The organism is Sporosarcina sp. Y352 (assembly GCF_056786535.1).
Genome location: NZ_JBXCJE010000021.1, coordinates 1 through 12,774, shown reverse-complemented (window position 1 = coordinate 12,774; position 12,774 = coordinate 1). Strand labels below are relative to the sequence as shown.

Genomic DNA, 12,774 nt, shown 5'->3' with positions numbered 1-12,774 from the left:
TCCATCACCACTGTTCACCGATTTTGATCATCAAAGAAACAAGTCCCTATCCATAAATGAATGTTAGGTGATAGCTCTTCAAAAAATCCAACAATTATTTCACTAACCTGCTGCGATAGTTTAAGAATAATTTTTCAACATCTCATAATTGATGTTATAGGTGCTGATTTATTAGCACAATCCGAATCAATGAGCATACCACTTCTAGCTAAGCAAGTAATACGAAACCTAAACAAATAGATAACCAAAGCAATTGTGCATCACAAGTTTTCCAGTTACTGATTTTATTCTATACATATATATCGTGTGGATAATGTTTCTGCTACTAGATTGAATGTTAGGAAGCTAAATTACTCGGCTATATGGTTTTCATTTCTACAATAAATAGCAGTAGATATAAAATCTACTGACTACTAACAAATATATATATATATATCTACTTAAATATTACCTTTTCTCCTGACTCAGTATATACAAAATACTTTGTATTATTTTCATTAAGTAAGGTGATATCTGTCCCTATTGGCATATCAAATATATTCATTATTGCTGGTTCTATCTCAATAATAGTTCCCCAATCACAAATTGACATATTTGATGCATCGGCAAGATATTCGTCTGTATCTATATCCGACAAAAATCTCCACCCATTATCAAGAGCATTTACTGGTTTTTCTTTCATACACCATTTCAATTTCCCTTTATTTTGTAAAATATTATTAGATACAACGCTACCACCTAATCCACTACTCTTTTTCAACTAATCACCTCCATGACTTTTTTCATATCATCAGTTCCACGTTCTTCAATTAAATACTTTAATGAATACCCAGATTTATTTAAATCATTAATATTCGGACGTTTTTCTAAACATTTTACGATTAAATCATTACCTTCCTTTGTTCGTTTTTTTAATACTTCTTGACATAAAGACCATATTGCAGAATTACCAAATTTTTTATCTTTCAAATTCAAATCTACACCCAAATCAGCCAGCCTATAAGCCAATTCAACCGCACCTGTATAATTAATATTTGCTGCTAAATAGTGCCATTCATTACATTCATCATTTGAAATTATATTAACCTTTGCATTATTATCCAATAAAAAATTAGCTATATCAAAATTTCTACTTATTAATGATTTCCCAAGTAAACTAATGCCATTTTTATCAATAGAATTTACAACCTCTTCAATACGTTTTTCCTCAATTCTTAGCTTCTCCAAAAACAATTCAAGACTTCCAAACTTTATAATAGTCCAATAATCAGCTTTATTAATATCCATTTATACAATCATCCCCTCATTCATGCTTATGACTTCGGTTAGTACTAGGTAATTCTGGTCGATAGTTTGGAGGATCTCTATACCACTCTAAGAACTCTTTCTTTGTAATAGTCTCATTCATGTACAACTCATGCATATCAGAATATTTTTCTCCTGGTATATGCCCCATATCCCATTGACCATTTCTTGGTTTAGATTTATCCCAAATTATCTCTACTCCTGTTGGGTCATAAACTTTCTCAGTAATAGGGTCTTTTGCATTTCCCCATACTTGATCAATTTGACCTTTTCCATAACTAGGTCTGCTTTTACTATATGGTTTTTCAGAAGCAATACCATCCTCAGCAGCTTTACCCTTAGCCCTAACATCAACATTCTTTATTTCAGTCTCAACATCGACATCTCCACTTTTGATACTCGTAGGAATATCTGTTTTTGCGGATGGCAAATTGTATATATGGGCATTTGGCGTACCCAATTGGTGATGAGTGTTAGATAAGATATCTAGTTGATTTTGAGTTTTGCCTAGTGGACTGTTGACGACATCCTGGTAAATTGGCGAATAGATGGACTCCATCTTCTCTGTACTTACCACTTTACTTACTTGATTTAAATCGTTACCTTTTAAGGCTAATTTCCCACCCGTACTTGCCCAGCCAGCAACGGGAATCATCGCTCCAAAAGAAAGAGTCGCATTTAATGCATCCCCTCTCGCCGCATAGATAACACCATTTACGCCATCTGCTGCTTCACCAATAACAGGTACAAGCCCTACAATATCTAATCCAACCTGAAAAAAATCTAGTAATTTGTTTTCTTTCGGTTTGTCGACTTTAACGATCTCTTCTACTTTATATTCAACTTTGGAAACAACTTTATAGAAAACTGTTTGGCCTACAACATACTCTTTAATGAGTAAACCATTTTTATACTCATGATATTTTATATTTCCCTCTACGTTTTCTTCAATAGTAGTTACTTTTTTCCCTTCAAGGGTTTGAAAAGTGGCGGCAGTAATCATCGTACCGGTCAGCTGTTCCTGTTCCATTAACCATGGATTTAAGTACACTTTTGGGAACAGTTCCGTTCTTATTTCACTTCTAAACGTCAGAACATTCCATTGGCTCGGGACGAAATTTATGTCCCTGACCCCTGCTTGGAACAGTCCCTCCATATCCGTAAGCCACGTCTTCATCGTCTGCAAATCTTGTTCAATGGGATGTAGTACGGAAGTCTGTGTTGCATCAAATTCATAAAGTTGTGAGATGGTATCATCACTTTTTCTCTTAGAACGAATGACTCCCTCCTGCACTCCGCTATCATCTAAGTGGGGCAGTCCGACAATATCACTCACCTGATTCATGATACTGTTTGCCTCATCCGTCAAACTAGCGGTGAGGCGACCAACAAGCGTAAGTCCCTGTTCTAGCTCTCCCTCTAGGAATTGTTCTACTATATACCCAGATGAATCAGGTTCGAGTGAATGAAGTGCTGCCTCCATCTGGTGGAGCACTTGTTTGAACTGTTCGGAAAACAACTGAAAAAAATGAAGAAATGGTAAATGACATTCCTGGTAAAAGGAACGGATTGCACTACCTCCCGCTCCTTTAAATTGTTCCTCCATCTGAACTAGCCCCTCCACTGCATGGTGGATCGCTTCCATTTCACTGCTTAGCCTGTCCAACATAGTAATGTTGCGCTGCAGCCCATCCTGAAATAAATCTACATCCAATATTTTCATAGGCATTGCCTCATCAATCGATTGAAAATAGCCACTTCACAATATTCTTTAGTATACAATAATACCCCACAGGTGAACATTCTTCTCCCCCTCTAGTAATCTATAAACAGTTATTATATTCCATTTTTGGCGAGAGTGCAAAGGAAGGAGTTATAATATTAAAAAAGTGAAAATGGATTAGGTTTCCGTATCGTTTCCCAGTCATCTCTGCAACATCAATACTACTTACTAATAATTGTCCTCCTTGTTCAATCAAAAAAATCACATACAGTTAGTGACTGTACACGCTCTGAATAAATTATTGTCGACAATAATCTATATTTATTTTTCTGATACTTCCTTATCGTTGGTAGCAATTTGGGAGTTTTTTAATTGGCCTATATTATTTATTTTGATCCGAGATATGAATGCTATTCCAAAATTTCTCCTAAATCCAACCATTGTTAAAAAACTTATATTTCATGGTTCATAGACCTTCTAATCACACATTGATTGGGAGGTTTTTTGTATGTCTAGAAGTAGAAAACATGGAGTATTTGCGGTTGGTGGTGATGTTGTGGTTATGCCAACGAAGGCGATAATTTACCGTAGGGAGCAGAAAAGGGATATTCAACAAGAGTTCAACTCCCGTTCAATATCTCTAGTCTTCAAAACCGTTGATATGACTGCGTTTATGGCAGTTTAAACTATGGATACGGCGGGAGTCGAACCCGCGTCCGGAGGCTCTAACACTTAAACATCTATGCCTGTATTTTTCCAAATTGGATTCGCGTAGCACTATGCCAAAGCCTTGAGAAATAAGCGTTTGTGCCGTTTCCATAATTATTTATTTTAGGGTTTTACTCGCCAGGGTGTCATGCAACGACTAAGAGTTGTTGCATGGCTGTTTTTGCAAATAAAACGGACCTAAAAATGGACATTTTCGTGATATATTTATTAAACATACGTACCCGATTGTGGTAAAACATAAGCAACTGTCTAGCTTAACTAACACAAGATAAATTTAAGTACCTTCTTAAACCTTCTCGTTACATTGAAACAGTTAACTAACAAACTATCTATTTTTCATTACTTCTGCTAATTGATGAGAATTTAAATCTTCTTCGTCATTCAGCTTTTCAATAATGTTATGATAGTCTTTTTCATTACGATTTTGACTTAGTTTATTAGCAGCTTGAAATTCATGTACTTTAATCTTAAATCCAACAATCCCTTTTAGTTGTTCTAAAACTTCAGGAGATAGATTATCCCATAAAACTGGATTATCACGGTGTTTTTCGTATTTTTGAAGCAACATTGCCAGGTCCTGTTTAAGCTCTTCTTCATCCAAAATGCTGGCTATACCATATGCATGTACAGCTTGATAGTTCCATGTCGGAACATTTTCCTTTTCATACCAGGAAGAAGAGATATAAGCATGTGGTCCTTGAAACATAACCAGTACATCTTCACAGGTTTCGAGTGTTCTCCACTGAGGATTCCCATAAGCCATATGTCCTGTTATATAGTAAGTATCTCCTTCCTTCATTAACTGCAATGGCAAATGAGTGGAAATTGGTTTTCCTTGTTCTGTTGTGACAATCGTGCCAAAAGAGTTATTTTGAATAAAATCCCAAATTTTATCAGCATCTTTGACTTTGAAATATTTAGGAATATACATAGTAAACCCCTTTCAAAACAGTTATGTGATCGTATTGATCATTATAAAGTCCACTTGTTCTTCATTACCCATATAAAAAGAGTGGGCTCCAGTTTGAACAAACCCCCTTTTTTTATTAAAAGCAATAGCCTTTTCATTTTTTTCCCATACACCTAGCCAGATTTTATTTATCTTACATTCTATCGCAATTTCCATCGCTTTATTTAGAAGGCACTTACCAAGCCCATGATTTTGAAATTTGCTCCTAATATAAATCCTCTCAATTTCAAGTGATCCAACGTCCATTTCTTCCGACTGAGCATTATCGGTGTTGACCTTCAAATATCCAGCGACTTCATTATTAAAACAACAAAAATAGAAGTGCGAAGAAGGATTGGATAATTCTTTTCTAATTGTTTTAAGTTAAATGCTCTTTCAAAATAAGCATTCATATTTTCTGGTGCATTTTGATGCTTAAATGTCTCAATAAATGTTTCTTGACTAATTTCTTGAAGTTCGCGTGAATCTTCAAGTATACACTTTTTTATATTTATACCCATTTGAATATATCTGACGTCAACGAGCGTATTTTTGCCGTTTGGCGACTGAACTAAAATTATCAAGACCTAATTTTAAAAAAGATAGAACCCTTTCTTCTTTTACTAAAGCATCCGTTAGCACAATAAGTAAAGAGGATTTTATTTAAAAATTGCGCTTAATGGAAGATACTTTAATCTTCATGATTTTATAGTCATGGCAAGTCGCATCACCAACCGTACAGGAGTCGAGGGGTTTTCCATTTGATTGACATCTCCAATAAAAAACATGTCACTTTCGGGATAGTAAAATGCAAAGGAACCTGTTGAACCAGAATGACCAATTAACTCACCTTTTCCCATAAAAATTGTTGCAAGACCATTTAGTGGAACTCTCATATATCCTGAACCGTAATGAATTGGAAGCATAGAAGCCTGCAATCTGTTGTTTACTTTTAGTTCATGAAAAACAGTATTATTAAATAGATTTCCTTTAAAAAAAGCCTTGATAAATACCATTAATTCACGAGCCGTGGAAACACAACCGCCACTTGCGCGAACGCTCCTAAGTAATTTTGGACGGTATAAGGCAGTGTCCTTATAATACACATACGGGATAAAATCATCCTCATCTTTCGGAAGATAAGTACTTTTAAGTTCTAATGGATCAAAAATTAATTGTCTATACACATCTTCCAATGTTGAATTAGTAACTATTTCAATTATTTTTCCGAGAATTTCAAAGTTTATATTTGCGTAATGAGCTCTTTTTCCCATATCTGGTGCAAAGTGTGGTTTAATTTCCTTCGTCTTTAATAGGGTTTCATTAAAATCAATTTGCACATCCTTATAAAGGATAGCACGTTTTTTCGACTTATTGCTCCCCTCCTCAATCACATCCCTCAATCCACTTGTATGAAACAATAAGTTCGAAATTGTAAGTCTATTAGAATACTCTCGGCCTTTGTATACGTGAAGGTTCTTTAATGTGTCTTTTTTTAAATATCTTGTTATTTCATCATCCAGTGACAGTTTTCCCTGCTCTCTCAATATATAAATACAAGTGGTTGTGAACAGCTTTGTGATACTTGCAATAAAGAATGGCGTATCTATATTCTTCCCCCCGTACCCAAAGCTGTATGAAACATCTCCATTGGAATTTTCTACGAGAAGAACAGATTCATGTATTTGCTTTTTTTTTGTAAGGTTTCCGAAAATTTTTCGGACTTTTTGTTTTTGAATTTCGATATGCTTACCTCCCCCATGTTAATCATTATAATAACGATTTTGACTGAAACCTTATTAGTTAATCCAATTTATTAGTAAATGGACGTAACTTTTCTGATACTTTTACATAAATAAGGAGTAAATCAACATTAGTATATTCATAGCAATATGTGCAAACATATGTGCAAGCATGGCAAGTTCTAGATTGTGCTTCCAATAAATCCAGCCAAAGAAGAAACCAGGTAAACCATTTAGGAGAATCATTCGGAACCAAATGAATGGTGTCATTTCTATATTACTTGCGGTTATGCCATAGTGACCTAATGCAAATAATAATGCGCTAATGAATATGGCAACGATAAAGACCCAGTTAGAAGGTTTTGCCGATTTTCGATCAAATAGTTTCCAAAAAATAAAGACTAACAAGCTCATTAACCCAAAACGCGTTAGTAGTTCTTCAAGAATTCCTCCGTAGAGTAAAGCTGTTATAAATTCTAACGTACTATAAGGTCGTAATAGTTCTATTAAACCATCTGGTAAGAACGGTCGGAAAAGATAATCGAAACCTCTCAAAACGACCGCTGCAATCAAACCGAGTATGATAGCTAGTTTAATCCCTTTTATCCACTCTGATTTTGGCTTTTCTCTAGCGTGAGGGTGAATAATCACAGATTTTAAACCCACTTTATGAGCAATGAAAAATCCAATGACAAGAAAAATTATAAATAAAACAAAATTTGGTATGACGGAGAGTAAGGCTAACATTTCAGGCGGTCCTGAGAACCCCGTCATTTCGCTCAATTGCTCTAATTGGGTCCGATTTGTCGATAGTACAAAAAGAATGGAGAAAAAAATTGCAATGATTCCAACCAAGAGATAAATGAATAATCCTTTAACACTTTTTTGCTTTATCATAGCTAACCTCCTTGATTTTAGTTTAAAGGTCATTAAATTATGAATTTTTGTTTTCTCTGTTAACGATAGAAAACATCTTCGTCGAAGACAAGATATTCTACAAGTTTAGTTATCGTATTGTTAAAGATGTCATCTAATAGCAACAATCTCTCAGAAAACAGCTTAGAATTAATTGTAAGACAAGAATTGGCGCAATCACTCCCCATGGGATTCCATTTAACAGTTCATTCATTTTTCCTCCTCCAAATTGTTTACTTACCCTTAATACGATTACGTTCGTCTAATCGTTCACTCACGAAAAAATAAATAAAAAAATCTCAGGAATTTGTTCCTGAGATTTTTCTTTTAAATTTTTTTCTTACAAAAATAAGATAGATAATAAGATACGTTGGAAATTGAATAAGGCCTAAAAAGCCCCATAGCCAAGCATTGTGTCCCCTCATCTGTGCATCCCAAAACATCCATGAGCTCTGGCAAATCAGAATGAATGCAATCACTACCAATAACCAAAGCGGTGTGCTACTTAGTTCGTTTAAGTTCATTCATTACTGACCTTCTTTCTAGTTTTGTTAAGAGCTAAGGGCAATAAGATAATCCCCACAAGCTGAAAATATAGAAAAAGAATTGGCTGACGATAAACGACAGCAATCACAACCGAAAGCACAAATACTGCAACAGACATAAACGTGAGGAGGTCTTTCCATTGTTTTTTTCGTATTCTTTTTTTCTCTAATTCAACATTCTGTTGAAACCATTGTAAGTGTGGAGTAGATACTGGATTCCATTGATCCAGTTTTTCTAAACCATCTATTAATTGCTTAACCGTTAATTCATCTTCATCATCCAACATAGATTTACTATTTTTAGAATCATACTCCTTCAAGTTCAGCCAACTCCTTTCGTATACTTTTTAGACCATTTGAAACTCGAGATTTTACTGTTCCTTCTGCAATACCCATCATTTTCCCAATTTCCTTATATGAATATCCGTAATAATGCTTTAACAAGATTGGCATACGTATTTCTTCATTAATTTGAGCAAGTACATCAAGTACATCAGTCCATTCTTCGTTCATATTGGCTGCAATCCATTTCATTTTTCGGAGAGCTTGTTCCTGCTCTAGCCAGTTTATCTCCCGCTTCTTTCTACGCTGTTGATCGATAAAAAGGTTTGTTGCGATTGTTATGAGCCATGAGGAAAACTTGGATTCACCATTATACAGTTGGATTTTTTCAATACACTTCATCATAGTCTCTTGTGTTAAATCTTCTGCGATTTGTGGATGAAGGGTAGCTTTCATTAAATACTTAAATAGGAACGAATAATTCTGTTGTAACAGTTTCGAAAGAGCCAATGTATCTCCTATTTTCGCCTTTCGAATTAAATCCTTTTCATCCATGAGATCTACTCCAGACAATAATAATCTATATGTAATACGACTAACTGGGGAAAATCGTTCATTTTCAAAATAAAGAATCACAACAAAAACATTTAGCCACCTATTAGTATTTATGATTAAGCCAAGAACACACGTGACTTCAGTCGTGGGATGAATTGGCTTTCCTTTTTTGTTCTAAAGTAACATCACTGGGCAAACCTATGTTCCATTTGGTAGAATATTCTTAAGGAAGGCAGGTGACAAACTATGGTGCCGAATAAAGAATATCGAACTTTTCAAATCAATATTAAAAATGGTCATAAAATGTATACTTATTTCGATGAACTTTGTCTAAATAGTAATAAACTATATAACACGACAAATTTCTTTATCAGGCAGGTATACACTGCTTTAAATAATGTAGGTGTGTTACAGCCTTTACAAATAGAAGTAATGAACACAATTCGTGACAATATTGATAAAATGAATGCAAATCAACAAGGAGCATTTAGCAAAAAATTAGAAAAAGAACAAATGAAACCGAAAGACGAACAAAAAGAAATAAAGGAAAACCTATTTGAGTTACCTTCAAAAGAAAAATCCTTCTTAGGTTACAATTTTCTTGATTGTCTATTTAAAACAATTAAACAAACAGACTATTATTCATTGCCAGGTCAGATAAATCAACAAGTTCTTAGAAATGTTGTACAAAATTGGACTAGTTTTTTCGCAAGTTTGAAAGACTTCAAAAAGAACCCAGGAAAATATACAGGAAGACCTTCTATTCCTGGTTACCTACCTAAAGGAAGCAGGAAAGAATCAACTCTTTCGAATCAGATTTGCAAAAATAAAGACGGTAAATTCCTGAGCTTTCCAAAAACCAAAAGTAAAATAAATATTGGTAAGTTAGCAAATTTCAACGGTAAGTTTTAACAAGTGAGAATCATACCCAAGCACAATTGTTTTACTGTTGAATTAGTGTTTTTAATCGAGAGGAAAAAACAAGTATCCTTCAAATTGGAGCGATGCATGAGTATCGATTTAGGTCTTGATAACATTGCAGCGCTAGTTTTTAATACAGAGCACGTTCCAGTCCTTTTTAAAGGCGGTAAAGTTAAATCCATCAACCAATGGTACAACAAAATGCGCGCTTACTACTACGCGGCTCTTCGTAACGGGAAGAAATCAAAAGAAGGAAACTTCCAGTCTGAAAAATTAGTGAAATTAGATTTCGCAAGACATAGACAAATCAAAGACTTTTTCCATAAAGTTAGTTTCAATATCGTGAAAATAGCCGTGGAAAGAAACATTGATGCAATTGTTATTGGCAAGAATGTGGGTTGGAAACAAAAAATAGAATTAGGGAAAAGAAACAATCAAAACTTTGTCCAAGTGCCACACTCATTGCTAATAGAATTAATTACTTACAAAGCAAATGCCGAGGGTATTTCGGTGATTGTAACTGAAGAAAGTTACACATCACAGGCTAGTTTTCTAGATGATGACATTATTCCAACCTACAAATCGGGGAATAATGTCAAACAAATATTCAGTGGAAAAAGATTAAAACGCGGTATTTACCGTACTAAAAATACTTTTTTAATAAATGCGGATGTTAATGGTGCAGCAAACATCCTAAGAAAAGTAGTGCCGAAAGCATTCGCTAACGGTATAGCGGCTGTGTGTTCCCAGCCTCAAGTGGTCAATGTGCGATAGCACCAACCCTGAAACCCGTGACTTCAGTCGTGGGAGGTTCATTAAGTTTACTTGAAAGTTATATATTTGACTAAAAACCAAGGTATTGTTGCTCATTCAACGAGTTCAGAGTACTTTTTTAATTACTATAGTATTATCAAACTACTTACATGATTTGTTTAAGTATGTCTTCTTTAACTAACTAACTTGATTAATTTTTTCATTGCATTTAAACCGCATAAAGAAGTCCTCCTTGTTTGATGATGGGTCAATGGTCGTTGACACCCTCATCATACTAGAGGGCTTTTTTTCTTTCAAGACCCCGAATATCCTTCAAACAGGAATGCTGCCCCGTTAGTGCAACATTATAAATACTAAAGCAATTAGACAAATTGGGAATCCGACAATTAACATTTCAGCGACAAGATAAAAAACACTCATGAATCTCCCACGACTGAATTTTGTATTTTAAATAAGTAGATAAACGTATTTATACATAGTGATTGCTAAGTAAATGCGTTTTAAAATAACCCTATATTCATATTTCAATAGATCCTCTTCCAACTCCCTTCAATACCTTTTTGAATGCAAAAAACCGACATCTCCTGAATAGGAAAAATCGGTTTTAATATAAATCACTCAAAATGCGTAAGTATCTCTTCTGGTATGCCAAAACATTTTTCGGGCGTGTCTCGAAGCAAACGAAAAGCAGCTTTACTAGTTCTCAATGAACTAGTAAAGCTGCTTTTTATTATGACCCCTACGGGATTCGAACCCGTGATACCGCCGTGAAAGGGCGGTGTCTTAACCGCTTGACCAAGGGGCCAAAGAATATGGCGGAGAAGGAGGGATTCGAACCCTCGCACCGCTTTCGCGATCTATGCCCTTAGCAGGGGCACCTCTTGAGCCGCTTGAGTACTTCCCCAAAAAAATGGCTCCGCAGGTAGGACTCGAACCTACGACCGATCGGTTAACAGCCGATTGCTCTACCACTGAGCTACTGCGGAATGGTGGGCCTAAGTGGACTCGAACCACCGACCTCACGCTTATCAGGCGTGCGCTCTAACCAGCTGAGCTATAGGCCCTCTTTGAAGCGAGTGAAGGGAATCGAACCCTCATCATCAGCTTGGAAGGCTGAGGTTTTACCACTAAACTACACTCGCATAATTATGGTGGCTCAGGACGGAATCGAACCGCCGACACAAGGATTTTCAGTCCTTTGCTCTACCGACTGAGCTACTGAGCCACATATTCGGTTTACAGTAAGCTCTCACTTTTCTTAAACCCTATGATAATACTAATAAAAATGGCGGTCCCGACCGGGATCGAACCGGCGATCTCCTGCGTGACAGGCAGGCATGTTAACCGCTACACCACGGGACCATTTGGTTGCGGGGGCAGGATTTGAACCTGCGACCTTCGGATTATGAGCCCGACGAGATACCACTTCTCCACCCCGCGACAACAATATGAGTAACTATTCAAATGCATTTCACCACTTAGTGATAATGGAGGAGGTAGAGGGATTCGAACCCCCGCGGGATTTGACTCCCCTGTCGGTTTTCAAGACCGATCCCTTCAGCCGAGCTTGGGTATACCTCCGTGATTATATAAAGTATTGGTGGACTCTGCAGGACTGGAACCTGCGACCAGACGGTTATGAGCCGTATGCTCTAACGAACTGAGCTAAAGGTCCCTTAAGATGGCGGCAGAGGGGATCGAACCCCCGACCTCACGGGTATGAACCGTACGCTCTAGCCAGCTGAGCTACGCCGCCAGGATAATATATATAGTTTTTGTAATTGGTGGAGCCTAGCGGGATCGAACCGCTGACCTCCTGCGTGCAAGGCAGGCGCTCTCCCAGCTGAGCTAAGGCCCCAATGTAAGGGTTAATTAATTAAGTAACAACTCTACTTAAGATGATAGCTTATTTAAGCGGTGGAACTGCTTAAAATGGTAACTTCTTTAAGCGATAGAACTGCTTAAAAAGTTTAATGGTCGGGAAGACAGGATTCGAACCTACGACCCCTTGGTCCCAAACCAAGTGCTCTACCAAGCTGAGCTACGTCCCGATAATATATAAATTGATAAAAAATAATGGTGCGCCCGGCAGAAGTCGAATCCACAACCTCCTGATCCGTAGTCAGGTGCTCTATCCAATTGAGCTACGAGCGCATATAAGTATAATTAAGTATCTATGCCGAGAACCGGTAGTCATGACCGCAGGAATTTAAGTCCTGTATGTCTGCCAGTTTCGCATTATAAGTGCGGGTAAAGGGAGTCGAACCCCCACGCCCGAAGGCACTAGATCCTAAGTCTAGCGCGTCTGCCAGTTCCGCCATACCCGCAATATAT

General features: G+C 36.6%; 9 protein-coding genes, 15 tRNA genes and 2 pseudogenes. 2 read left to right on the top strand and 24 right to left on the bottom strand.

The genetic code is table 11. The features are described from left to right. Window positions 1-436 precede the first annotated feature (436 nt). The 3 genes from AC1TO6_RS20230 to AC1TO6_RS20220 are packed head-to-tail and all read right to left on the bottom strand — an operon-like array spanning window position 437 to window position 3,028. Window positions 437-760 (bottom strand): immunity protein Imm33 domain-containing protein, encoded by a 324-nt coding sequence (locus AC1TO6_RS20230; protein ID WP_482103383.1) that lies wholly within the window; start codon window positions 758-760, stop codon window positions 437-439. Further along, window positions 757-1,287 (bottom strand): ankyrin repeat domain-containing protein, encoded by a 531-nt coding sequence (locus AC1TO6_RS20225; RefSeq protein ID WP_482103382.1) that lies wholly within the window; start codon window positions 1,285-1,287, stop codon window positions 757-759. The genes AC1TO6_RS20230 and AC1TO6_RS20225 overlap by 4 nt, the downstream gene beginning before the upstream one ends. Before the next feature lie 16 nt (window positions 1,288-1,303). Further along, window positions 1,304-3,028, bottom strand: coding sequence for a T7SS effector LXG polymorphic toxin (locus AC1TO6_RS20220; RefSeq protein WP_482103381.1), 1,725 nt, complete (start codon window positions 3,026-3,028; stop codon window positions 1,304-1,306). 508 nt (window positions 3,029-3,536) lie between these two features. Here AC1TO6_RS20220 and AC1TO6_RS20215 point away from each other — a divergent pair. Further along, window positions 3,537-3,713, top strand: a complete 177-nt coding sequence (locus AC1TO6_RS20215) for a hypothetical protein (protein ID WP_482103380.1) — start codon at window positions 3,537-3,539, stop codon at window positions 3,711-3,713. A 369-nt stretch (window positions 3,714-4,082) separates the two neighbouring features. Here the strand turns inward: AC1TO6_RS20215 and AC1TO6_RS20210 are convergent, their stop codons facing one another. The 6 genes and pseudogenes from AC1TO6_RS20210 to sigY all read right to left on the bottom strand — a co-directional run bounded on the left by AC1TO6_RS20210 (window position 4,083) and on the right by sigY (window position 8,745). Further along, on the bottom strand, window positions 4,083-4,688 hold the full coding sequence (locus AC1TO6_RS20210) for an FMN-binding negative transcriptional regulator (RefSeq protein WP_482103379.1): 606 nt from the start codon (window positions 4,686-4,688) through the stop codon (window positions 4,083-4,085). Window positions 4,689-4,709: 21 nt separating this feature from the next. Next, window positions 4,710-5,227, bottom strand: a pseudogene (gene paiA / locus AC1TO6_RS20205) (spermidine/spermine N(1)-acetyltransferase). A 177-nt stretch (window positions 5,228-5,404) separates the two neighbouring features. Next, on the bottom strand, window positions 5,405-6,391 hold the full coding sequence (locus AC1TO6_RS20200; protein ID WP_482103402.1) for a serine hydrolase domain-containing protein: 987 nt from the start codon (window positions 6,389-6,391) through the stop codon (window positions 5,405-5,407). A 162-nt stretch (window positions 6,392-6,553) separates the two neighbouring features. Then, on the bottom strand, window positions 6,554-7,345 hold the full coding sequence (locus AC1TO6_RS20195) for a CPBP family intramembrane glutamic endopeptidase (protein WP_482103378.1): 792 nt from the start codon (window positions 7,343-7,345) through the stop codon (window positions 6,554-6,556). 538 nt (window positions 7,346-7,883) lie between these two features. Further along, window positions 7,884-8,228 carry a YxlC family protein gene (locus AC1TO6_RS20190; protein ID WP_482103377.1) on the bottom strand — a complete coding sequence of 115 codons (345 nt, stop codon included), beginning with the start codon at window positions 8,226-8,228 and terminating at the stop codon, window positions 7,884-7,886. Beyond that, a complete protein-coding gene (sigY, locus tag AC1TO6_RS20185) occupies window positions 8,215-8,745 on the bottom strand; it encodes an RNA polymerase sigma factor SigY (RefSeq protein WP_482103376.1) in 531 nt (176 codons plus the stop codon). Before sigY ends, AC1TO6_RS20190 begins: the two co-directional genes overlap by 14 nt. Window positions 8,746-8,991: 246 nt before the next feature. Here sigY and AC1TO6_RS20180 point away from each other — a divergent pair. Further along, window positions 8,992-10,440, top strand: a pseudogene (locus AC1TO6_RS20180) (RNA-guided endonuclease InsQ/TnpB family protein). Between the two features lie 733 nt (window positions 10,441-11,173). On the opposite strand, the gene AC1TO6_RS20175 reads toward AC1TO6_RS20180, so the two are convergent. The 15 genes from AC1TO6_RS20175 to AC1TO6_RS20105 all read right to left on the bottom strand — a co-directional run bounded on the left by AC1TO6_RS20175 (window position 11,174) and on the right by AC1TO6_RS20105 (window position 12,767). Continuing rightward, window positions 11,174-11,245 (bottom strand) — tRNA-Glu (locus AC1TO6_RS20175). A gap of 8 nt (window positions 11,246-11,253) precedes the next feature. Beyond that, a tRNA-Ser gene (locus AC1TO6_RS20170) sits at window positions 11,254-11,344 on the bottom strand. A 7-nt stretch (window positions 11,345-11,351) separates the two neighbouring features. After that, a tRNA-Asn gene (locus AC1TO6_RS20165) sits at window positions 11,352-11,426 on the bottom strand. A 1-nt stretch (window position 11,427) separates the two neighbouring features. Further along, window positions 11,428-11,504: transfer RNA gene (locus AC1TO6_RS20160), tRNA-Ile, on the bottom strand. 7 nt (window positions 11,505-11,511) lie between these two features. Continuing rightward, window positions 11,512-11,582 (bottom strand) — tRNA-Gly (locus tag AC1TO6_RS20155). A 7-nt stretch (window positions 11,583-11,589) separates the two neighbouring features. Next, window positions 11,590-11,665: transfer RNA gene (locus AC1TO6_RS20150), tRNA-Phe, on the bottom strand. Between the two features lie 61 nt (window positions 11,666-11,726). Then, window positions 11,727-11,802 (bottom strand) — tRNA-Asp (locus AC1TO6_RS20145). A 3-nt stretch (window positions 11,803-11,805) separates the two neighbouring features. Beyond that, window positions 11,806-11,880 (bottom strand) — tRNA-Met (locus AC1TO6_RS20140). Between the two features lie 48 nt (window positions 11,881-11,928). Continuing rightward, window positions 11,929-12,021: transfer RNA gene (locus AC1TO6_RS20135), tRNA-Ser, on the bottom strand. A 17-nt stretch (window positions 12,022-12,038) separates the two neighbouring features. After that, window positions 12,039-12,115, bottom strand: a tRNA-Ile gene (locus tag AC1TO6_RS20130). A gap of 7 nt (window positions 12,116-12,122) precedes the next feature. Beyond that, a tRNA-Met gene (locus AC1TO6_RS20125) sits at window positions 12,123-12,196 on the bottom strand. Window positions 12,197-12,222: 26 nt separating this feature from the next. Next, window positions 12,223-12,298, bottom strand: a tRNA-Ala gene (locus AC1TO6_RS20120). 116 nt (window positions 12,299-12,414) lie between these two features. After that, window positions 12,415-12,491 (bottom strand) — tRNA-Pro (locus tag AC1TO6_RS20115). 26 nt (window positions 12,492-12,517) lie between these two features. Beyond that, a tRNA-Arg gene (locus tag AC1TO6_RS20110) sits at window positions 12,518-12,594 on the bottom strand. A 91-nt stretch (window positions 12,595-12,685) separates the two neighbouring features. Next, window positions 12,686-12,767, bottom strand: a tRNA-Leu gene (locus AC1TO6_RS20105). Between the last annotated feature and the right edge of the window lie 7 nt (window positions 12,768-12,774).